We start from the raw sequence: 21,102 nt of genomic DNA on the forward strand, positions 1-21,102 counted from the left end.
GGTCGCTTTTATACCGATCAATCAGCTTATTTGCTGACGATTTCTTTACCTTTGTACGAGCCACATGCTTTACAAACGCGGTGTGAAAGTTTCATTTCACCACAGTTTGGGCACTCGACCATACCTGGTACACGGAGTTTGAAATGAGTACGGCGAAGACGTTTGCGTGTTTTCGACGTTCTGCGGAATGGTACTGCCATCGTTGTCCACCTCCTTGAAAAAATACACTCGCCTTTACTTCAGAAATCAGGAATCCTGATCTTTTTTAAAGAACTGAGCGAGACCCGCGAGTCGCGGATCGATTTTTGGTTCGGTTTCCTCTGGATCTTCTTCAGAAAGAATCGTCCAGCCTTCCCCCTCAACCAACTGATTCTCTTCATCATCCCCATGCACTTGCACTGGCACATGAAGTAAAATCAATTCTTGCACGAGCGGTCGAAGATCGACCGTATTCCCGATCGGCACGTTGATGTCATCTGCTTCGTTCGAAACAGCATCGACCTCGAGCAGGAATGGCTCGATGGATTCAATCTCGAATGGATAAGCGACGTCATTTAGCGTCCGGGCATCCGGAAGCGTCATTTCGCCGGTAATCCGAAGATTGAATATTAATTGATTCGATGTAAACGATGCATTTGCACGAACGTGCACAGGTTGCACCGCCCGGATATCCGGATGGAGGGCGACTAGCTCATTGAGCTCGATCGTCTCGTTAACCTGAAGTTGACCCAGATTGCGCAATTTATTCAATTGCATCAGGGACCATTTCATCCGAATCACCTCAATTGCAACAATATGAATTATAGAGAGGACATCTTGTTTTGTCAATGTTTTTTCTTTACACTGAAATCGCTAGAGAACGAACACTTTTGGACGTCTTTATCCATATTACCGCACTTAATTCGGTTTGCAAAGGAGAAAGTTTTCATGAGGATGACAGCTATCATTTCAGAGTACAATCCGTTTCATAACGGACACTATTATCAAGCGACGACAGCACGACGGGAAACGGATGCCGACGTCATCGTCGCCATCATGAGCGGGACGTTCATGCAGCGTGGTGAGCCCGCCTTTACGGATAAATGGACACGTGCTCAGGCAGCCGTCGCGAGCGGTGCCATCGATCTCGTTCTTGAACTTCCCTTCTATTTTGCTGTCCAGCGTGCTGATCGCTTTGCACTCGGTGGTGTAACGATTGCCGAGACAATCGGCTGTCAGTCGCTTTCGTTTGGAAGCGAGTGCGGAGATATCGAACCTTTTCTCCATGCAGCAGCGGAACAGATCGAAGAGACACCTGCATACAAGCAAGCGTTACACGATGGATTATCAGCTGGGCTCTCTTCTGCTCACGCCGCCAGTCAAGCATTCAGGAGCGTCTCACGGACGCTTGATTTGACACAACCGAACAATACGCTTGGCTATTATTACGCTCGCGCCGCAAATACCCTATCGCTTCACACGACGAAACGGATTGGAAGTGGCTACCACGACTTATCCACCGGGGACATCATGAGCGCCACCGCGATACGCGCCCATCATCAGACACACGGTCAGCTGCTCGCACTTCCTGAACAGACCGAAGACGTCTTAGCAAGTGCCTCTTTCGCCAACTTCTCGCATTATTATCCATGGATTCGACAACGTCTACTAACGACTCCAGTAGCCGAGTTGATGCGAATCGCTGGGATCGACGCTTCGTTAGCACCACGACTCATCGAAGGGGCTAAACAAGCAACGACATTCGAGACCTTTCTGAATCACGTCAAAACACGCCGTTATACGCGGACGAGCCTGCAACGTGCCCTGATCTATCTGTTGACCTCAACGACAGCAGAGGAGGTCGCACGGATTGATTACGACCATATTGATTTCGTTCGTCCCCTCGCCTTTTCAGAACGAGGACGACAGGCACTCAAAACCATCAAAACGCGGACTACCGTCTTCAGTACCTTCACGAGTCATCCTTGGCTAACGAAAGAGAGCCAAGTGACAGCTGCATACGCACTGCCCTTGGCTCGCTACGACGCGTTGCTCGAACACCGTCGTTTTCCTTATTTTGCTGGAAGTTCTTCTAAATAATCAATCGCATCTTCGACTGTCTTGATCGGAACGAGCTTCATGTTCGTTCCGAGTTTTTTGATGGATGGTTTTGCTTCTTTGTAGTTCTCTCCTGCTGGCACGAACATGATTTCTGCTCCTGCCTCGTCAGCAGCGACGACCTTTTGCCATGCTCCGCCAATCGGTCCCACCTTGCCGCCTTCTTCAATCGTTCCCGTGCCAGCGATTTTATGCCCTTTCGCCAAATCCCCCGGCGTCAATTGATCATAAATTTCAAGGGTGAACATCATTCCAGCAGATGGTCCACCGACACCTTCGACCTGAAACGCAATATCAGGATCCGTCGTCACGTTTGAGATCGGAAGCGGTTCGTAAATACCTAGTCCGACTCGCTTGACCTCTTTAGATAACTGATCCACTCGAATCGTCGTCTTCTTGTCTTCCGATTTACGCGTGAACTGAATCGGAACAGCTGTTTTGGCTTTTTTCGCTTGAATCGTCTTCATGAAACCTTCAAATGACGTAATCGGTTTTCCGTCAACACTTGTAATCCGATCCCCTGCCTTCAGTTTCCCCTCGGCTGGACCACCGGGAATGACGCCGGAGACGTAGACCCCTTCGAAATCGACATCGACCTTTTGATCCGCCAATTCATACGCTTCGATCGTTGCGTTATGTTGCGCTTCTTCCATATACAGCTTCTGACGCGTTTCATACTGCGCGTCCGACTCGCCGTCGTACAGATAATCACTTACACTCGATGTTTCGGAGAACGGTAGAAATAAGCTTTCAATGAGAAAGTAAGGCGTGGCCCGGCGTTGTGCGATCGTCAGCATCATCAAATCTCCCGGTTCCTTGTCGCCTCCAGACACATCGATCAAATCTTCCGTCGACGTCGCGTCACCCGGATAGGAGATGAAATAGGGAAGCGGTACGAAAAATACGATCAAGGCAGCGATGATTGCTGCTAAGGCAGGTTTCCAAGCTTTCATCACAGTTCTCCTTTCGTATATTTCTGACGTAGCGCTTCTTCGACAGAAGGCGGTACGAGATCGGCAACGGAAGCACCATATTTGGCAGCTTCCTTAACGATCGAAGAACTCAAGAAGGAATACTGATTATTCGTCATCATGAATAGTGTCTCGATTTGATCATTCATCTTCTTGTTGATGGAAGCGACTTGCATTTCGTATTCAAAATCCGAAACTGCTCGTAGACCGCGTACAATCGCGGTTGCTCCGACTTCCGCCGCATAATCGACCAGTAGACCATTAAAGGAATCCACCTTGATTTGAGGTAAGTGCGATGTCACATCGGCAATTAACTCCATCCGTTCCTGGACAGAAAAGAGTGGTTGCTTCGAAGAATTATTCAGTACGGCAACGATGATCTCATCAAAAATCGGAACGGCACGCTCGATGATGTCTAAATGTCCGTTTGTGATCGGATCAAAGCTACCTGGGCAAATGGCGATTCGTTTCATTCGTGGTCTTCCTCCGCTTCCATGAATTCGTACAATGTAATCGAGATGACAGCGGAATAGCGAAGTCGACGCACGACTTCCAGTCGTCCGATCTGGTCCGGCAATTCAACCGCTGAGTCATGTTCACAGACGATGACACCGTTGTCCGTCAGCATATCGTGTTGCTCTATGTACGTGACATGTTCCGTCAATCGCTCTTTTGCATAGGGAGGGTCTAGATAAATCAACTTAAACGGCTCTTCAGATGCGAGTTCCGTTAAAGCGATCGCTACATCTTTTTTTAAAACACGTGCTTGGTCCGTATAGCGCGTCGTTCGTAAATTATCTTGGATCGTTTGGATCGCTTTATGGTGTTGGTCGACGAACACCGCCTCATCGCATCCTCTTGAAAGAGATTCAATCCCAAGACCACCGCTCCCTGCAAACAGATCCAGTGCTCGTCCTCCGTTGAAATAAGGACCGATGACGTTGAATAAGGATTCTTTTACCTTATCCGTCGTCGGTCGTGTTTGATCCCCTGGCACTGCTTTTAATCGTGTACCTTTCCGTTCCCCTGAAATGACTCGCATTTCCTTCATTCCTTTCAACAAAGAAGCGACGAGGATGTCCTCATCGCTCCATGGATTATGCTTCTTCTGGCATTTTACCTTTTTTGTTCGCGAACGTCTCCGTGATGAACGGTCGTTCTGAACGTTTGATCGATTCGACGAACGGGAGAGTCGAAATGACTTCCATCACCTGTTCATGCTGATCTAAATCGACATACAGATGAACGTATCGTTCACGTTTAGACGTAAAGTAGACGTTCCCGTAACGGCGTAATTGACGGGATGCTTTCATCGCATTGACATAGACGATGAGTCCCACTCGTTCCTTGATCACGCCAGCCTACCCCCTTCACCTTCGTTATCCGCTACAGCTACAGCTGCCACCGGTCGAACAACCTCCAGCGCATCCTTGATCGAAGAAAGGATTTCCCGTCGGTACTTTAATTTGCGGTGATACTTCTCCAGCGAGCTTCAGACTGATTTGTCCGAGTAACGTCTCGAGTTGTTTTTCCGCCTTTTTAAACTGCGCGACTTCCTCTTGTAAATCAAGTCGCCGTTTGACTTCATGGACCCTTTTCGTGATCGTCTGATAGTCAGGATGATACCGTCCGAATCGCTGTACGAGTTCGTAGTCCTCCTTGACTTGATGAAAATCGCGAATGACAGCCTGTGCCTCTGTTGACTCTTGCTGTGCTTGTTTCGCACATCTATATGCTTGCCCCGTTTCACTTTGAGCGAGAGATCGAATGAGGTCTTCCGCTGCGTTGATGAGGTCAATCGTCTTATCGGTATATATCACAACGAATCTCCTCCTTAACTTTACCATCTTATCATAACATTTCTCTCCCTCCTAGCCTGTTGAATTGTGTATAATTTGTTCAGAAGGAAGGAATGAACTTTATGCAACTGCTCTCTTTTAATATGTTCCGGACGATTGGAATCAAGACGGAACATGCCAAATCAGATTATCACTTTGATTCCTTGAAAAAAATCGAACAGGCGGATGTCGTCCTGTTCCCGGAATACTGGCAAATCCACTCAATCATCTACGGAATGAAAAAACCGATTTTCCCGTCGGCTGCTACGTTCCACTTAGGTCATGACAAGATCGAGATGACGCGGATTTTTCAAACCGTCATTCCGGATAACATCCCTCGAACCGGCATCTATGGAAAAAATGAATTCACCGTCGAACGTGTCTTACGTGAATTTTCGTTTCCGTTCGTTGCGAAGACAGTCCGTAGCTCCATGGGACAAGGTGTCCATCTCATCAAAAATGAAACAGACTGGAAAAAATACACGGATACACACGAGACGTTCTACATTCAGGAGTACATTCCGAATGAGAAGGACTTACGTGTCGTCGTCGTCGGCGATCAAGTTCTTGCTGCGTACTGGCGCGTCGGTGGTGCTCAGTTCTTAAATAACGTCGCTCAAGGTGGTGTCCTTGATTTTGATGATGTGCCACAAGGAGCAATCGACTTCGTGCTCGCTCTCGCGAAACAGCTCGATATCGATCACGCCGGTTTTGATCTCATCATCCGTGACGGACAGTGGTACGTTCTTGAGTTCAATGTCTTCTTCGGTGGAGAAGGACTGAATCATCTTGGTATCCACGCACCGGATACGATCCTTGAATATGTCGAACGAAAATATGGAAGTTCATGAATTCTTCAAAATGACTTCACATCTTTTACGTCATCGTTTCATTCATTATGGTATGATAGTTTGGAAAGACTAGTATCTACTAGCAAACTGGGGTATAGGGGGATTCAAACATGAAGTTTGAACAATATGGCATCGAAGGCAAGGAACTGAAGTTCGGTCTTCTCGAAACAATCATGGAACATCACCGCTTCGTTCGTGAAGGACAGTGGGATTACGAACGCGCGATGTACGACATGAAATATGAAAAACAATCAACAGGTGAAGTATTCTACCTGCGTGTTCCTGTCTACGCGATCCAAGGCGAGATTGAAGACCGCCATGCTGTCGTTCGTATGATGACACCACTTCTCGGGAAACACTACTATCCACACGGTGTCGAGTATGATGAGACGTTCCCTCCGGAAATCGTCAAAGACTGCGAACGTCGTTTAGCAGCATTGCTCGAAACACTCGAAAAATAAGATCCACACGTAGAGGTTCCAATGAGGAGCCTCTATTTTTTGTTCTTCATTCCAAACAAAAAAGCTAACGACCTCGCATCATCCACGAAATCATTAGCTGTTCTGTCCACCTGATTGTTATTCCTTAATACACGCGAAACGGCTTTTAACGCGCGACGAATTGTACATACGATACGACATCGTCTCCGAGCTGAATCCCGAGTTGCTCGCGTACATGAAGATAAAGTGCGTGAAGTGATGTTGCCGGTGCATTGACCTTTACGCTAAATGCGATTTCTTCCCGGTCCATCCGTTTGATCCGGGAGTGATGGATTCCATAATCCTCGATCGCACAAGCAAGTAATTCCTCGATGGCTTGAATAGAGACGGTAACATCTCCTTGCATGTACTCTTCATAAGTCATCTACCTTCACTCCTTTGCTAATTGTGTGACCGAAGACATGACCTCTTCTAAGTCGACCGGTTCATCCGGTGTCTTCGCCATCGATGAAATCGCCCGCACTTTATTCTCACGGTCCAAAATGAACATTTGTGTTCCGTGTGTCACTAAGCCACTCTCAGCCTTCGAGTAATAGAAATTCAACTGACGTGTCAGACGATCGATGACGACTGGATCTCCCGTCAATACTTTCCATCCCTTAGCATCCGCTTCAAAGTTCGAAGCATACTTTTTCAAGACTTTTGGTGTATCCACTTTTGGATCAACCGTCACAGCGACGAGTTCGACGTCATTTCCGTATAACTCTTCACTCCGAAGCTTCTTCTCAAGCTTTCGGTAATCATTCAATGTCAACGGACAAATATCAGGACAGTTCGAGTAGAAGAACGTCAACACTTTGACCTTTCCGTCTTCCGAATTGAATGATTTTCCGTCTACGGCATTCGTTAATTCAAATGGCGTCGGTTCAGCGATGACTGGTAACTTCTCTTTCATGAAGAAATAATAATATCCCCCGGCTGCCGCAACTAAGATAAGGACGACGGCAGCGACCGTCAAGTAACTGTTCTTTTTCAAGTTGGCTCCCCCTTAATGACTCCAGATCGCCCGGAATACGTTCGTCGTCTCACCCGGATCGTAGACGACATATAATAAGCAGTATACGATCACACCGGTAATGGCTGTTAAAAACCACACGATTGAGGCAACCGGTCCGATTTTACGGTGACGTGCAAAGTTCTTCTTATACGCGTGATAGAGTGCCATCAAACCGAGCACCCCACCAGATGTCGCAAGAAGGATGTGGAAGATCAAGAATCCTGTGTAGTAGGCTTTGACGGACTCTGGACCGCCAAAGGCTGTGTTACCGAGCAGAATCGTACGCAAGGCATACATGATGAAGAATAATAAAGCGAGTGCAGCTGCAATCGTCATCACGGTTTGGTGAGCTTTCATATTACGACGCGTTTGGGCGATTAAAAACCAGCCAATCGCTACGAAAATCGCACTGATGACAATCAGCGACACACAAATCAACGGCAAATAACTCATGTTCCAACTTCCTCCAATTTAATCCGCTTTTGGTGTGAAGGACATGCCTTCATCCACGGCAGTACTTTTTGAACGGCGCACCCATGTAAAGAAGGTCAGTCCGAAGAATAGACCATACACGAGTTCTTGACCGAGCTTCATGAGGACACCACCAAAGCGTTGGTCCTCTAATAAGTCATCTGTCGTTCCGAGCAATCGTTCCAGGTTCAATCCGCTTAAATCATTGTTCGGCATACAGTAAGCGAGTACTTTCGCGAACGTCGCCGGATCCTGATACGCTTGATACTGAAAACTTTGACTGAAGATCATGAAGGCACAGGCTGGTGTCAACAACACACCATTCGCTACGATGTAGACCATCTTCTTCAGGTCAGAAAGGCTGTCCGCCTCATTGACCGGTGCAATGATCGGATACCACATCGTCATACTCAAGAAAATCAATGTTCCGTGGAACAGACGGTGAACGGTATAGTTCGTCAAGACATAATCAAAAATAAATGGCATGTGATAGAACGTAAACAAGGCATTAAAGACGACAAGTGCAATCAGCGGCTTGATGAAGAAGCGAAGAATCCTACCAAGATACGGTGTATCGAACAAGCGCTTATAAAGCCACTCTGGTATCGCAATCAACAAGAGCGGCGGTGCGACCATATAGACGAATACCATCTGCAGCATGTGTGCTGAGAACGTGATATGTGCTAGCAGGTCTAATGGACTTCCAAAACCGATGTAAAAAACGATCAATGCCGCGAGCATCGAAAACTTTTGCCCAAGCGTTGTTTCCGGCTCATCCGGACGACGCAACTTTTCTGTCACGACAGCATATAGGATATACAATCCAACGAGTATCAACGCATAATACGGACTCCATAAGACAGTCCATTCGAATTGCGAAAGTGCTCCCCTTAAATTGCCTAACATATTTTTTCACCCCGTTCCTTTCTCTTACAAACTAAGATTACCGTTCCCCTATTTCATTGTAAAGGTTTCTCATAAAACGATTCCAAAATAAAAGACCATCCTGCTAAACGTTAGCAGAATGGTCACATTTCTTACCAGATCAACAGACGAAGCGTCGCAACGATCGTCAAGGCGACGAAGATGCCAAGACCCATCATGACTTTGATCCATGTGTTGCCTTTGTTGTTCATATGCATGAACATGTAAAGCTGAAGGTAAACCTGAACGATTGCCATGATGATCAAGAAACCACCAGCTGCCCAGTGCGGCATGAGATCAGCCATGACAGCACCGAAAGCGATGAGCGTCAAGAAAATCATGAGTGCGAAACTGATGAGTTGCAGTTGTGTCTCACGACCACGTTCTGCTTTCATCTCAAGCTCGATTTGATTGCGCGTAAGTTGCGGTTCGTGTTTTTCCATCTTATTTCACCATCCCCATGAGGTAGACGACTGAGAAGATAAAGACCCAGACGACGTCAATGAAGTGCCAGTAAAGACTTGAAACATAGTACTTCGGCGCATTCACGACCGTGATGCCACGGTTCCAGTTCCGGATGAGCAATGTCGAGATCCAGAGAAGACCGAACAAGACGTGCGCACCGTGGAAACCGACGAGAGTGTAGAAGGCAGAACCAAATGCACTCGACGTGAATGTATGACCGATGTGGTAGTAATGATTGAACTCATAAATCTCACCCGCTAAGAATGCTAGTCCAAGAACAAGTGTGATAATTAACCACATTTTCATCTTCTTGACATCATTACGTTTCATCGCCATCATCGCAAGAACACTTGTTAATGAACTTGTGAGAAGGAGCATCGTCATGATGAAGACGAGACCCATTTCGAAGATGTCATAACTGCGTAGACCTTCTTTTGCACCGGAGTTATGGAGACCGATGTATGTCCCGAAGAGAGAGGCGAACAAAGTCGTCTCTCCTCCAAGGAAGAACCAGAAGGCTACATATTTATTCTTACCCTCAAGTGTTGCTTTTTCAACATGATCCGGAATACCCGTGATCGGGTTATTCGGTACTGAATGATGACCCATCTTACTTCGCCTCCTTTTCTGCTTCAAGGCGTAGATCTTCTTCGACGACTGATTTCGGGATGTAGTATCCTTCATCATCGATCCAAGAACGGAGGAACATCGCGATCAATGTCATCGCAAGACCAATCAAGGCAACGACAAGACCAACAGTTCCATAGTCTAGGCGAAGAATGAATCCGAGACCTGCGAGGAATAGACCGACTGACATGACGAATGGCAAGATCGTGTTGTTCGGCATGTGGATATCGCCGACTTCTTCCGATACAGAAACTGTTTTGTTTCCTGCCATTTTTTCGAGCCAATACGTATCCAAACCTTTGACGAGTGGGATTTGAGCGAAGTTATACTCTGGAGTTGGAACTGGAAGTGTCCACTCAAGTGTACGTCCATCTCCCCAGACGTCGCGTTTTACATATTCTTTTGACATCAATGCTGCTGCAATCGAAATGACGAGAACGATCGTCGACACACCCATGAAGGCTGCCCCAATTGATGAAAGTAAGTTCATTGTTTCCCAGCCTTGGTTTGGCAAGTACGTGAAGACACGACGTGGCATACCTGTAAGACCAAGAATATGTTGCGGGAAGAACGTCAAGTGGAAGCCGATGAAGAACAACCAGAATTGAATTTTTCCCCAGAATTCGTTGAGCTGTTTCCCGAACATGAGTGGGAACCAGTAGTAAAGACCTGCGAAGAGACCAAAGACAACCCCACCAACGATAACGTAGTGGAAGTGAGCTACTACGAAGTAACTGTCATGGTACTGGTAATCGGCAGGTGCAACAGAAAGCATAACCCCTGTCATACCACCAACAAGGAATGATGGAATGAACGCGACCGAGTAAAGCATTGCGACTGGGAACGTCAACTTACCGCCCCATAGCGTAAAGAGCCAGTTGAAGATCTTGACCCCTGTCGGTACAGCAATCGCCATCGTTGCTACGGCGAAGATCGCGTTTGCGACCGGACCGAGACCAACTGTGAACATGTGGTGGACCCATACCATGAATCCGAGGAAACCGATCAACATCGTCGCAAAGACCATCGTCGTGTAACCGAAGAGACGCTTACGAGCAAATGTAGGAATGATTTCAGAGAAAATACCGAATGCCGGTAAGATCAAGATATAAACTTCCGGGTGACCGAAGATCCAGAAGAGGTGTTCCCAGATGACGATGTTCCCGCCCGCTGCCGGGTCGAAGAAGTGCGCTCCGAAGAGTCGCTCGAACGTCAAGAGGAACAATCCAACCGTAAGTGGTGGGAATGCGAAAACGATCAAGGCAGAAGCAACGAATGCTGTCCATGTGAAGAGCGGCATCCGCATCAGTTTCATACCTGGTGCACGCATGTTCAAAATCGTAACGAGGAAGTTAATTCCCCCCATAAGTGTACCGAAACCAGAAATCTGAAGTCCTAACGCATAGAAGTCTACACCGAGAGACTCAGGTACTGTCGAGAGTGGTGCGTATGCAGTCCACCCTGCGTTCGGTGCAGCGCCGAAGAACCAAGAAAGGTTCAACAAGACTCCACCGAAGAAGAACAACCAGAAACCAAGTGCATTCAAGAATGGGAACGCAACGTCACGTGCCCCGATTTGAAGCGGTACTGCTGCGTTCATGTATCCAATCAACATCGGCATCGCTGCCAAGAAGATCATCGTCGTACCGTGCATCGTGATCAATTGGTTAAAGAGTTCACCGCTGACGAAATCGTTCATCGGTTTAATCAATTGAAAACGAATCATTAGGGCTTCTACGCCACCGACTAGAAGGAAGAACAATCCAGACATGATGTAGAGAATCCCGATTTTCTTATGGTCGACTGTCGTTAGCCAGTCCATGATGCCGCTTTTTTTCTGCGGCATACCCATAGTATGTGTCCCCACTATGATTCCCCCTTAAAAAATTATTGGAGCTTTTTGTCCAATAGATAATCTGCCAATTCGCTCAATTCTTCATCGCTGATCTGATCTTCAGAGAATCCAGGCATTTTCGTACCTTGTTTCTCTTTTTGAGGATCGCGAATCCATTTTTCGAGGTTTTCTTTATCATGGTCGAGGTAACCCGCGATACGTTGACGATCACCGAAGTTCGTCAAGCTAGGTGCGACTTTTCCGCCACCATGACAGCTGAGACAGTTCTGGGCATAGACTTTCTCGCCAGTCGTCCAGTTCTTTTCATTCTTTTTATCAAGCTGCTTCGTCTCTGCTTCTTTCGCAGCTTTCATATCTTTCAACCAGTTGTCGTAGTCGTCTTGTTCAAGTGCAACGACTTTGAAGTCCATCAATGCGTGAGAAGGACCACACAACTCGGCACATTTACCGTAGTAAGTGCCTGCTTCTTTTGCTTGTAACCACATTTCGTTTTCAAGACCTGGGTTCGTATCTGTTTTACCAGAAAGAGCTGGTACCCAGAATGAGTGAATGACGTCTTTAGACGTCAAGTTAACAGCAACACGTTTACCGACTGGAATGACAAGTTCTTGTCCTGTCGAAACACCTTTGTCTGGGTATTCGAACTCCCACCAGTAGAGGTTTGCTGTAACGTTGATTTGTTCGTTTTTCTTCGCTTCTTTTGCATCTGCGAGTTCAACCGTTGTTTTGATCGTCGGAATTGCAAGAACGATCAAAAGAAGAATCGGAATGACTGTCCAGATGATTTCAAGCGTATGGTTCCCTTCGACTTGCTTCGGAACCGTGTTATCACCTGATTTACGACGGAATTTCATAAGTACGTAAATATAAATGACGGCTACGATCGCAAGGACGAACAACATGACCCACAAGCTAAGCTTGATGATCTCAAGTTGCATCTCAGCGCCTTCTCCGCGAGGCTGTAGCGCAGACAATTCCGGAATTCCACAACCTGATAACATGAGTGCCATCAAGCCGATTGGAAGAAGCCGGAAGAGCATTTTTACTGATTTTTTCACAACCATCCCCACTTTCTTTGTCCCCAATTTTGTCTTTCGTAATGGTGTACGTGAATTATGTCAAATCGTTTTAGAGAGAAACGAGTACGACCGTCACGATCCAAGCCGTGAAATAAAACAGTGAGAAGAAGAACATCTTCGACGCCCATTTGATTTCGGCTTGTTCATCTTGGATCTTCAGACCTTTCAGTCCCATATAGAGCCAATATCCACCGAGCAATGCCATGACGATCATGTAGATGATGCCATAGTGTGCTAAGAGGAGTGATGATGGAATGAGTACTGCAATCCACCATACAATTTGTCGTTTCGTGATCGCGAATCCGTTTACGACAGGTAACATCGGGATACCTGCTGCCCGATACTCCTCTGTCCGTCGCATCGCGAGTGCAAGGAAATGTGGTGGTTGCCACACGAACATGATGAGGAATAAAATCCACGCATCAATGTGAAGCGTCGGAGTGACTGCCGCAAATCCAATGATTGGTGGCACAGCTCCTGATATACCACCTACGACTGTATTGATCGTGTGCGTCCGCTTTAACCACATCGTATAAATCACGACGTAAACGAATGATCCGATCAATCCGAACACTGCCGCCACATGGTTGACGATCAACAACAATACCGTACCGGTCGCAAGAATACCGAGTCCTAGTGCGAGTATCCGCTGTCCATCCATCTTCCCAGTAACGCTTGGTCTTCCCATCGTCCGTTCCATCTTGTAATCGATGTCCCGGTCAATGTAGTTATTGAGGTAGCAACTTCCGGCAATGACCAATCCACTCCCGAGAAGCGTCCACAGTAACATCCACTTGGTTTGCCACAAGTACAACAGGACATCATCCGTTATGTACGATGCTGCTACGACATACCCCGCGAAGACCGTAATCAGATTGGCACGGACAATCCCCATTTTTGCTAGGGTAATATAGTCCTTGAATGTCGGCTGATCTGCTTGCTCGATCGCCATATCCAGTGCCTCTCCAGTAACTTTCGCCATGCTGTTCCCTCCTTTTCACCGTCTGCTTCCGTTTAGCACCTAGGCTTCACGTAATTTCTTCACAGAAATAACACAGACATGCCACGAAACGCCCTTTTCTCTATAAAAGATACCACATATCGAGGACCGTGACGTATGAAAATACTTTCGACATAATGAACAAAATGTGAAATCTATGTGATTTTCATCACAGTTCACCATATTTACCTAATACTAGAATAGCGTTGTTCTAAAAGATTGCAACCCTTTCAGTACTTTTTATGCGATACTAGACCTATGGAAATCCATGTATTTCGTATTTTTTTAGAAAGGTGGTGTCCAAATCTTGAATCGAAAACTTTCGATGTTTTCAGCCTTCGTCACGTTTACGATGATGATCGTCTTACTGATGGGTGGGACAGTCACAAAAACGGATTCGGGAGATGGTTGCGGAACGGATTGGCCACTCTGTCACGGGGAACTCATTCCGACGAACCCAAGTGTTGAAACGATGATTGAATATAGTCACCGCGCTGTGACTGGAGTCGTTGGACTCTTAATCATCGCCTTATGTCTCTGGACGCTCGTTGCCTTCAAGGATCGATTAGATACGAAGATCTTTGCGTTTCTTGCTTTCATCTTCATGTTGATTCAATCGATCGTCGGTGCTGGAGCAGTCGTTTGGCAACAATCAGACCTCGTCATGGCGTTACATTTCGGAATCTCTTTGATTTCCTTTGCTTCGCTATTGATTTTGACACTGTTGATCATGGAGCGTCCGGGTCAGGAATTCAGGGAATCTGTCCCAGCATTCTTACGGAAGCTCTTGTACGGTCTACTCATCTATACGCTGATCGTCGTTTATACGGGTGCTTACGTACGCCACGTCGGGGCTACATATGCTTGCGTTGGTTGGCCTGTCTGTTCTCAACCTTCCATGACATTCGAAGCGTGGGTGCAGATGATTCACCGGATCATGGCAGGATTACTGTTCCTGTTCACCTTATTCGTCCATGTCGTTGCGATTCGCTTAAAGCATCGGACGACAACGATTGGTATGGCGTTCGCGACGTTCTTCATCTCGTGCCAAGTCGCCACTGGGGCTTGGATCGTTCTTGGTGGACATGCAACGTATGTGCCGTTACTCCACGCCTTCTTGATCACATGTTACTTCGGGGTCTTATCTTACTTGACGTACCATGCATTCCGAACACGTAAGGCAAATAGTCGTCTTCAATAAGGTCGTAAAAAAAGGATGTTCCTCAAGCGAGGAACATCCTTTTTTCATTATTTGAATCGAGCAATCGCACGCTTTCGCGCTTCGTCATGTGCGACGATTGGTTCTGGATAGCCATAATCCTTGCGTTGCTCAGCAGTCGGTTCATGAATATACTGCTTTGATAAATCCTTGATTTCCGTGACATACTTTCGAATGAACTCTCCATCCTTATCGAACTTCTTCGATTGAGTCGTCGGATTGAAGACGCGGAAGTACGGGACGGCATCCGTTCCGACTGATGCTGCCCATTGCCAACCCCCGATGTTTGATGCCGCTTCATAATCAACGAGTTTCTGCTGGAAATATCGTTCGCCTTTCTGCCAATCGACCAACAAGTCTTTTGTCAGGAAAGAAGCGACGATCATCCGTAGACGATTATGCATCCACCCCGTTTGATTCAATTGCCGCATCGCTGCATCAACGATCGGATAGCCCGTCTTGCCTTCACACCACGCCTTGAAGCCCGCTTCATCTTCTTCCCATTCGATTTCCCGATATTGCGTATTGACGGCTTGTCGTTTTGATTCCGGGAAATGCATTAAAATCATGTAATAGAATTCACGCCAGATGAGTTCGGTGATGAAGGTCTGTTTCCCTTTTGATTCTTTTGCCTCCTGAACAGCCGCATAGACGGTCCGAATGCCGACTTCTCCAGTCCGTAAATAGCGAGAAAGTAAACTCGTACCGTCGACAGCAGGAAAATCACGATTCTCTTCGTAATCTTCAAGCGATTGTTCGATGAATTTCTTCAAGCGTTGTTTCGCCTGCTTTTCACCAGGATGGAAGACGGCTTCCGACTCTGCCTTTTTAAAATAAGCGTTGATGAAACTATTATCGTGCTGACGCTTTTGATAATGATCCCGCAGCGTTTGCCATTTCACTTCATATGGTGCAGGAATATCTTTTTTCATGAATGCATTCTTATATGGCGTGAATACTTTATAGAACTTTCCATCTTGCTTTTTAATGTCATGTGGGTGAAGAAGATGTCGGTCTAGTAGTCGCTCCGTCTGACGATCTTTACGCTTTTTAATGATTTTTTCATCTCGCGTCTTGAATGGTTCGACATATTCCGCATTAAATAACAAAACGTCCGCATCACCAGTTGCGTCTAAGAAAGCCTGTTCATCGCCTTCGATGAAACGGATTGGCATCTCTTTCTCTTTGCAGGCATCAGAAAACATCTCGAGCGCTTGGAAGAAATATTGTTGCCGTGCTTCATATTCTCCGATGTAATCCGGATTGAGCCAAAAGACGAACTCGACCGTCGCCTTCGGATTTTCATTTAGTAATTCAACAGCACGTGCCAACATGTGGTTATCTTGTAATCGAAAATCACTTCGTACCCAACAAATAATGTTCAATCGTATCCTCTCCCACTACGTATTGAATGAAAAACAGGCAGCCCGCCGAGCGTGCGCCTGTTTTTCGTTGTGACCTTATACGAATTCAATCAGTAAGTCTTGACTTGCGATGGCTTCGCCTTCCTTGACGTGGACGGCTTTGATTTCACCGTCTTCCGGTGCTTGGATCGTCGTTTCCATCTTCATCGCTTCCGTGACGAGGAGTTGCTCTCCTTTACGGACACGTGTACCCGTCTCGACGAGTACCTTCAGCACGCTACCCGGCATTGATGCACCGATTTGTTTCGCATTGCTTCGATCTGCTTTTGGACGACTTGATGAACTTTCCTTAATACTGATGTCTTTGACTTCGACTTCACGAGGAACACCGTTCATCTCATAATAGATCGTCCGCATCCCATGATCGTCTGGCTGACCGATTTGAATCAACTTGAGGTAGAGTGTCTTGCCTCGTTCGATTTCAACCTCGATCGTCTCCCCTAGACGCATTCCATGGAAGAACGTATTCGTATCAAGAACAGAGATATCACCATATCGCGCGACATACGAACTGTAGTCCATGAAGACTTTTGGATAGAGCGCGTAAGCGAGTGCATCAAATTCTGTAACTGGACGTTCAAGTTTTTCGAACAACTCATGTTTGATCGCATCAAAATTGAGTGGTTCCATCATCTTACCTGGACGTTCTGTCAGCGGAGCAGCTCCCTTGAGAATAGCCTGTTGAACGTCTTGCGGGAAACCATCTGGTGGAGTTCCGAGCTCCCCTTTCATCAGTTCGACGACTGAATCCGGGAAATCAAGTCCACTTGCACGGTGCAAGACATCCTCTTCTGTCAGATGATGTTGAACCATGAAGAGTGCCATGTCTCCGACGACTTTTGACGATGGTGTGACTTTGACGATATCGCCAAACAGCATATTGACACGCGCATACATCTCTTTGACTTCAGACCAACGATCCGCAAGTCCAACCGCTTTTGCTTGTTGCTGTAAGTTCGAATACTGTCCACCCGGCATCTCATGGTCGTAGACCGTTGGATTCGGTGCGATCATATCGAGTTCGAATGCTTGATACAGATGACGCACGTCCTGCCAATAATCCGAAATCTGTTCAAACTTCTGTGCTGATACGAGCGGTTGACGTGGATGACCACTTAAGGCATGAATCAAGCTACCACCCGCTGGCTGACTCGTCAGTCCCGACATGCTTGATGCCGCGACGTCTACGACGTCGACACCTGCATCAATCGCACGCGCATACGTATAAATCCCGTTCCCACTCGCATCGTGTGTGTGGAGATGGATCGGTAGCGATACCGCATCTTTAAGTGCTGATACGAGCGCGTAGGCTGCCTCCGGTTTCAAGAGACCCGCCATATCCTTGATGGCAATGATATGAGCGCCGCTTTCTTCCAGTTGTTTCGCTAGATTGACGTAATACGGCAGGTGATATTTCGGTCGATTCGCATCGAATAAATCCCCTGTATAACAGACAGCTGCTTCCGCGATTTTACCTGTCGGCAAGACCGCATCGATGGCAAGTTGAATCGACTCCGGGTTGTTCAAGCTATCGAAGATTCGGAAGACGTCGACTCCTGCCTGCGCCGCTTCCTTGACGAACGTGTGAATGACATTGTCCGGATAGTTTTTGTAACCAACGCCGTTCGCACCACGAAGCAACATTTGAATGAGGACGTTCGGCATCTTTTCACGTAATTTCATCAGACGAACCCATGGATCCTCCGATAAGAATCGGTAGGCGACATCAAATGTCGCGCCTCCCCATGCTTCGACAGAGAACAGTTCAGGTAGCAGTTTCGCTTCCGCCTCTGCAATCGCAACGAGATCCTTCGTCCGCATCCGCGTCGCAAGGAGCGACTGATGGGCATCACGGAATGTCGTATCTGTCAACATAACGTTCTCCTGAGCTGCCAACCATTTTGCGACGGCTTCTGGACCTTCCGCATCGAGAATCGCTTTTGCACCTGGTGTATAGTCTGTCGGGAGATTTCTCGGAATCCGGACGTCACGCGCAAGCGGCTTGTCCAATTTTCCGATTCCCGGGAATCCATTGACGGAAACCTCTCCGATGTACGTCAAAAGTTTCGTTCCCCGGTCTTGACGTTTCGGGAAGATGAATAATTCTTGTGTATCATCAATGAACGATGTATTGTAATCCCCGCTGACGAACGCATGGTGCTTCAAGACGTTGCTTAAGAATGGGATATTCGTCTTGATCCCACGGATTCGGAATTCACTTAAGTTTCGACGCATCTTCGCAACGGCTTGATCGTATGTCAAACCATGCGTCGAGATTTTAACGAGCAGTGAGTCATAATATGGTGAAATTTCCGCTCCAACATAAGCATTCCCACCATCGAGACGTACACCAAAACCGCCTGGTGAACGATAGGCTTTAATTTTCCCTGTATCCGGCAAGAAACCGTTCTCCGGATCTTCTGACGTGATTCGGCTTTGGATCGCAAAACCAAGCATCTTAATGTCTTCTTGTTGCGGAATACCAACGAGGTCGCTATGTAACGATTCGCCTTCAGCAACACGGATTTGTGTCTGGACGATATCAACGCCCGTGATCATCTCCGTAATCGTGTGCTCGACTTGGACACGTGGGTTGACCTCGATGAAATAGAACGATTCATCTTGTGTCACGAGAAATTCGACCGTACCCGCATTTTCGTATCCGACATGCTTCATCAATGTGACGGCTGCGTCACAAATCTTTTGTCGACCTTCGTCTGATAGCGTCACACAAGGTGCCACTTCGACGACTTTTTGGTGACGACGCTGTACAGAACAATCACGTTCAAACAAGTGAATGATGTTCCCATGGGCGTCACCGATGATTTGAACTTCAATATGTTTTGGTCGTTCGATTAATTTTTCGACGTAAATCTCATCCGAACCAAATGCTTTCAAGGCTTCAGATTTCGCACGTTCGATCATGTCTGGAAGCTCTTCTTCTGTCCGGACGACACGCATACCGCGTCCACCACCGCCAAGCGATGCTTTGACCATGAGTGGATAGCCTGCTTCCTTTGCGAACGCATACGCTTCATCAATGGATGAGATCGGACCATCCGTTCCTGGAATGACAGGAAGACCGGCTTCAATCGCTGTCGTTCGTGCCCGTACTTTATCCCCGAACTTATACAGATGCTCTTCTTGCGGTCCGATGAAGATGATTCCTTCTTCACGGCAACGTTTGGCTAGCTCAATATTCTCAGAGAGGAATCCATAACCAGGATGGATCGCATCACATTCGGCTTTTTTCGCTGTTGCAATGATATCTTCAATATCGAGATAAGCTTCGATCGGTTTTTTCCCTTCTCCGATCCGGTAAGCTTCATCGGCTTTATAGCGATGAAGAGAACCCATATCCTCTCGCGAATAAATGGCAACGGTACGAATACCGAGTTCTGTCGCTGCACGGAAAACGCGAATCGCGATCTCCCCGCGGTTTGCTACGAGAATCTTCTGGATTTTAGTCAACTGATGCTCCCCCTTTAGTTAATGAGCTTGTGGCACTCATCGAACGTGCAGTCCGCACTTCTTTCTGATAAGCCACTCGATATTTGTTTTGCATGGAAATGTTCGCCATTACACCAAGCATCGTACTCATGACGAGTAACGATGACCCACCGTAACTGATGAATGGCAAGGTAACACCTGTACCTGGAAACAGACCGGACATGGCCGCGATATTGATACATGTCTGGATGAAGATGATACCGGATATCCCGAGAGCGAGCATGCTCGAGTAAAGCGAGACACACCGATTAGCGATGACCGCACCTTGAATCATCAAGTAGAACAGTAGACCAAGCACGACGAGGACACCGACGAACCCGAGTTCCTCCGAGATGATCGACATGATGTAGTCGGTTTCAGGTTCAGGCAAATAACCATACTTCTGAAAGCTATTCCCGAGACCTACTCCGAATAATCCCCCGTGGGCAATCGATATGACGGAGTTGATGAGCTGATACCCCTTCCCTTCTGCGTCAAGGAAGGGATTCAAACTTGCTTGAATCCGTTGCATCTGATTATCCGAAAAATTATTCCATGCGTACAAGAAGATGATTGGTACGGTGACGACACATAACATGATGTAACCACTCGGTAATCCAACTGCGAATAAAATCATCGCCGTGATGAGTAACAGAATGAACAATCCGCCGTCATCCGGTTGCATGCGAATGATGATCGCGTAAGGTGCAAGTAATACAACCATCGGAATCAAGATCCAGTCCGAGAAACTAAGTAAAATCCGTCTTCCTGGAGACGTCGCTGGAATTTGACGATGGATGAAGTGATGGACGATCCCAATCACGCCGTCCATTTTCCCTTTGTGCTTTTGATCAAAATAACTCGCAAGTCCGACGACGAGCACGAATTTACAAAGCTCGATTGGTTGAATCAAGAAGATACCGAAGTTCAACCATGCGCGAGCCCCGTTTAGTGGTGCCGAAAACAGCGTCGCCATCAACATCAACCATGTAATCGCGTACAAGAGTAAACGAATCACTGGTCCACGGAACACCTCATGATTGATTTGTGAAACGAAAAGGAACAGCACGATCGCCATCGCATCAAACATCAACTGCTTCTCAAAGAAGGACGTATTCGCATAATCTCCACCGTTCCACACGCTCGCACTATAGACCATGACCGTACTGATCGCCATGAGGATGAGCATCGTAAAGAAGAGACCATAGTCAAAAAATGCTCGTTTTTCTTTAAACTTCGCTAACATATGTACACGTCCTTTTTTCATTTTCTAAAAAAAAATACCCAAACGCCGC

23 protein-coding genes are annotated in these 21,102 nt (G+C 47.0%); 4 read left to right on the plus strand and 19 right to left on the minus strand.

Annotated features, from left to right (window positions below; genetic code table 11):
• Nucleotides 1-26: 26 nt before the first annotated feature.
• Nucleotides 27-200 carry a 50S ribosomal protein L32 gene (rpmF, locus tag KNQ08_RS07435; RefSeq protein WP_012370841.1) on the minus strand — a complete coding sequence of 58 codons (174 nt, stop codon included), beginning with the start codon at nucleotides 198-200 and terminating at the stop codon, nucleotides 27-29.
• A gap of 46 nt (nucleotides 201-246) precedes the next feature.
• Nucleotides 247-756, minus strand: a complete 510-nt coding sequence (locus KNQ08_RS07440; protein WP_230088521.1) for a YceD family protein — start codon at nucleotides 754-756, stop codon at nucleotides 247-249.
• 171 nt (nucleotides 757-927) lie between these two features.
• On the opposite strand from KNQ08_RS07440, the gene KNQ08_RS07445 reads away from it, so the two are divergent.
• A complete protein-coding gene (locus KNQ08_RS07445) occupies nucleotides 928-2,079 on the plus strand; it encodes a tRNA(Met) cytidine acetate ligase (protein ID WP_214723661.1) in 1,152 nt (383 codons plus the stop codon).
• Here KNQ08_RS07445 and KNQ08_RS07450 read toward each other — a convergent pair.
• The 5 genes from KNQ08_RS07450 to KNQ08_RS07470 are packed head-to-tail and all read right to left on the minus strand — an operon-like array spanning nucleotide 2,052 to nucleotide 4,915.
• On the minus strand, nucleotides 2,052-3,050 hold the full coding sequence (locus tag KNQ08_RS07450) for a SepM family pheromone-processing serine protease (RefSeq protein WP_064299609.1): 999 nt from the start codon (nucleotides 3,048-3,050) through the stop codon (nucleotides 2,052-2,054). The two genes, KNQ08_RS07445 and KNQ08_RS07450, sit on opposite strands and share 28 nt — an antisense overlap.
• A complete protein-coding gene (gene coaD, locus KNQ08_RS07455; protein ID WP_029342153.1) occupies nucleotides 3,050-3,541 on the minus strand; it encodes a pantetheine-phosphate adenylyltransferase in 492 nt (163 codons plus the stop codon). The genes KNQ08_RS07450 and coaD overlap by 1 nt, the downstream gene beginning before the upstream one ends.
• A complete protein-coding gene (gene rsmD / locus KNQ08_RS07460; protein WP_149427632.1) occupies nucleotides 3,538-4,119 on the minus strand; it encodes a 16S rRNA (guanine(966)-N(2))-methyltransferase RsmD in 582 nt (193 codons plus the stop codon). Before rsmD ends, coaD begins: the two co-directional genes overlap by 4 nt.
• A 46-nt stretch (nucleotides 4,120-4,165) precedes the next feature.
• Nucleotides 4,166-4,423, minus strand: coding sequence for a YlbG family protein (locus tag KNQ08_RS07465; RefSeq protein ID WP_023468818.1), 258 nt, complete (start codon nucleotides 4,421-4,423; stop codon nucleotides 4,166-4,168).
• 24 nt (nucleotides 4,424-4,447) lie between these two features.
• Complete coding sequence (locus KNQ08_RS07470; protein ID WP_217448912.1) at nucleotides 4,448-4,915, minus strand: YlbF/YmcA family competence regulator; 468 nt, start codon at nucleotides 4,913-4,915, stop codon at nucleotides 4,448-4,450.
• A gap of 95 nt (nucleotides 4,916-5,010) precedes the next feature.
• On the opposite strand from KNQ08_RS07470, the gene KNQ08_RS07475 reads away from it, so the two are divergent.
• On the plus strand, nucleotides 5,011-5,757 hold the full coding sequence (locus KNQ08_RS07475) for an ATP-grasp domain-containing protein (RefSeq protein ID WP_241492307.1): 747 nt from the start codon (nucleotides 5,011-5,013) through the stop codon (nucleotides 5,755-5,757).
• 110 nt (nucleotides 5,758-5,867) lie between these two features.
• Nucleotides 5,868-6,218, plus strand: coding sequence for a YugN family protein (locus KNQ08_RS07480; RefSeq protein WP_023468821.1), 351 nt, complete (start codon nucleotides 5,868-5,870; stop codon nucleotides 6,216-6,218).
• A 145-nt stretch (nucleotides 6,219-6,363) separates the two neighbouring features.
• Here the strand turns inward: KNQ08_RS07480 and KNQ08_RS07485 are convergent, their stop codons facing one another.
• The 9 genes from KNQ08_RS07485 to cyoE all read right to left on the minus strand — a co-directional run bounded on the left by KNQ08_RS07485 (nucleotide 6,364) and on the right by cyoE (nucleotide 13,657).
• Nucleotides 6,364-6,621: a hypothetical protein gene (locus tag KNQ08_RS07485; RefSeq protein ID WP_023468822.1), complete on the minus strand. Its 258-nt coding sequence runs from the start codon at nucleotides 6,619-6,621 to the stop codon at nucleotides 6,364-6,366.
• Nucleotides 6,622-6,627: 6 nt separating this feature from the next.
• A complete protein-coding gene (locus tag KNQ08_RS07490; RefSeq protein ID WP_050677540.1) occupies nucleotides 6,628-7,233 on the minus strand; it encodes an SCO family protein in 606 nt (201 codons plus the stop codon).
• A 12-nt stretch (nucleotides 7,234-7,245) separates the two neighbouring features.
• Complete coding sequence (locus KNQ08_RS07495; RefSeq protein ID WP_023468824.1) at nucleotides 7,246-7,707, minus strand: DUF420 domain-containing protein; 462 nt, start codon at nucleotides 7,705-7,707, stop codon at nucleotides 7,246-7,248.
• Between the two features lie 18 nt (nucleotides 7,708-7,725).
• Nucleotides 7,726-8,631, minus strand: coding sequence for a cytochrome c oxidase assembly factor CtaG (gene ctaG / locus KNQ08_RS07500; RefSeq protein WP_023468825.1), 906 nt, complete (start codon nucleotides 8,629-8,631; stop codon nucleotides 7,726-7,728).
• 131 nt (nucleotides 8,632-8,762) lie between these two features.
• Entirely contained in the window at nucleotides 8,763-9,092 is a 330-nt protein-coding gene (locus KNQ08_RS07505) for a cytochrome C oxidase subunit IV family protein (RefSeq protein WP_029342160.1), read from the minus strand.
• A gap of 1 nt (nucleotide 9,093) precedes the next feature.
• The gene (locus KNQ08_RS07510) at nucleotides 9,094-9,723 is read right to left on the minus strand and encodes a cytochrome (ubi)quinol oxidase subunit III (protein ID WP_029342161.1); all 630 of its coding nucleotides are present in this window, start codon (nucleotides 9,721-9,723) and stop codon (nucleotides 9,094-9,096) included.
• 1 nt (nucleotide 9,724) lies between these two features.
• Nucleotides 9,725-11,593 (minus strand): cytochrome c oxidase subunit I, encoded by a 1,869-nt coding sequence (ctaD, locus tag KNQ08_RS07515; protein WP_174514739.1) that lies wholly within the window; start codon nucleotides 11,591-11,593, stop codon nucleotides 9,725-9,727.
• A gap of 35 nt (nucleotides 11,594-11,628) precedes the next feature.
• Nucleotides 11,629-12,660 carry a cytochrome c oxidase subunit II gene (coxB, locus tag KNQ08_RS07520; protein ID WP_081637364.1) on the minus strand — a complete coding sequence of 344 codons (1,032 nt, stop codon included), beginning with the start codon at nucleotides 12,658-12,660 and terminating at the stop codon, nucleotides 11,629-11,631.
• 64 nt (nucleotides 12,661-12,724) lie between these two features.
• Nucleotides 12,725-13,657, minus strand: a complete 933-nt coding sequence (gene cyoE, locus KNQ08_RS07525; protein WP_023468830.1) for a heme o synthase — start codon at nucleotides 13,655-13,657, stop codon at nucleotides 12,725-12,727.
• A 325-nt stretch (nucleotides 13,658-13,982) separates the two neighbouring features.
• On the opposite strand from cyoE, the gene KNQ08_RS07530 reads away from it, so the two are divergent.
• Nucleotides 13,983-14,876: a COX15/CtaA family protein gene (locus tag KNQ08_RS07530; protein WP_023468831.1), complete on the plus strand. Its 894-nt coding sequence runs from the start codon at nucleotides 13,983-13,985 to the stop codon at nucleotides 14,874-14,876.
• 47 nt (nucleotides 14,877-14,923) lie between these two features.
• On the opposite strand, the gene KNQ08_RS07535 is transcribed toward KNQ08_RS07530, so the two are convergent.
• The 3 genes from KNQ08_RS07535 to KNQ08_RS07545 form a co-directional block, all read right to left on the minus strand.
• Nucleotides 14,924-16,279: a cryptochrome/photolyase family protein gene (locus KNQ08_RS07535; RefSeq protein WP_149427633.1), complete on the minus strand. Its 1,356-nt coding sequence runs from the start codon at nucleotides 16,277-16,279 to the stop codon at nucleotides 14,924-14,926.
• A gap of 75 nt (nucleotides 16,280-16,354) precedes the next feature.
• Nucleotides 16,355-19,789: a pyruvate carboxylase gene (locus KNQ08_RS07540; RefSeq protein WP_149427634.1), complete on the minus strand. Its 3,435-nt coding sequence runs from the start codon at nucleotides 19,787-19,789 to the stop codon at nucleotides 16,355-16,357.
• A complete protein-coding gene (locus KNQ08_RS07545; protein WP_149427635.1) occupies nucleotides 19,782-21,053 on the minus strand; it encodes an FtsW/RodA/SpoVE family cell cycle protein in 1,272 nt (423 codons plus the stop codon). Before KNQ08_RS07545 ends, KNQ08_RS07540 begins: the two co-directional genes overlap by 8 nt.
• Nucleotides 21,054-21,102 lie beyond the last annotated feature (49 nt).

It is taken from the genome of Exiguobacterium sp. s46 (assembly GCF_018618875.1).
GTDB classification, from domain to species: Bacteria; Bacillota; Bacilli; order Exiguobacteriales; family Exiguobacteriaceae; genus Exiguobacterium_A; species Exiguobacterium_A abrahamii.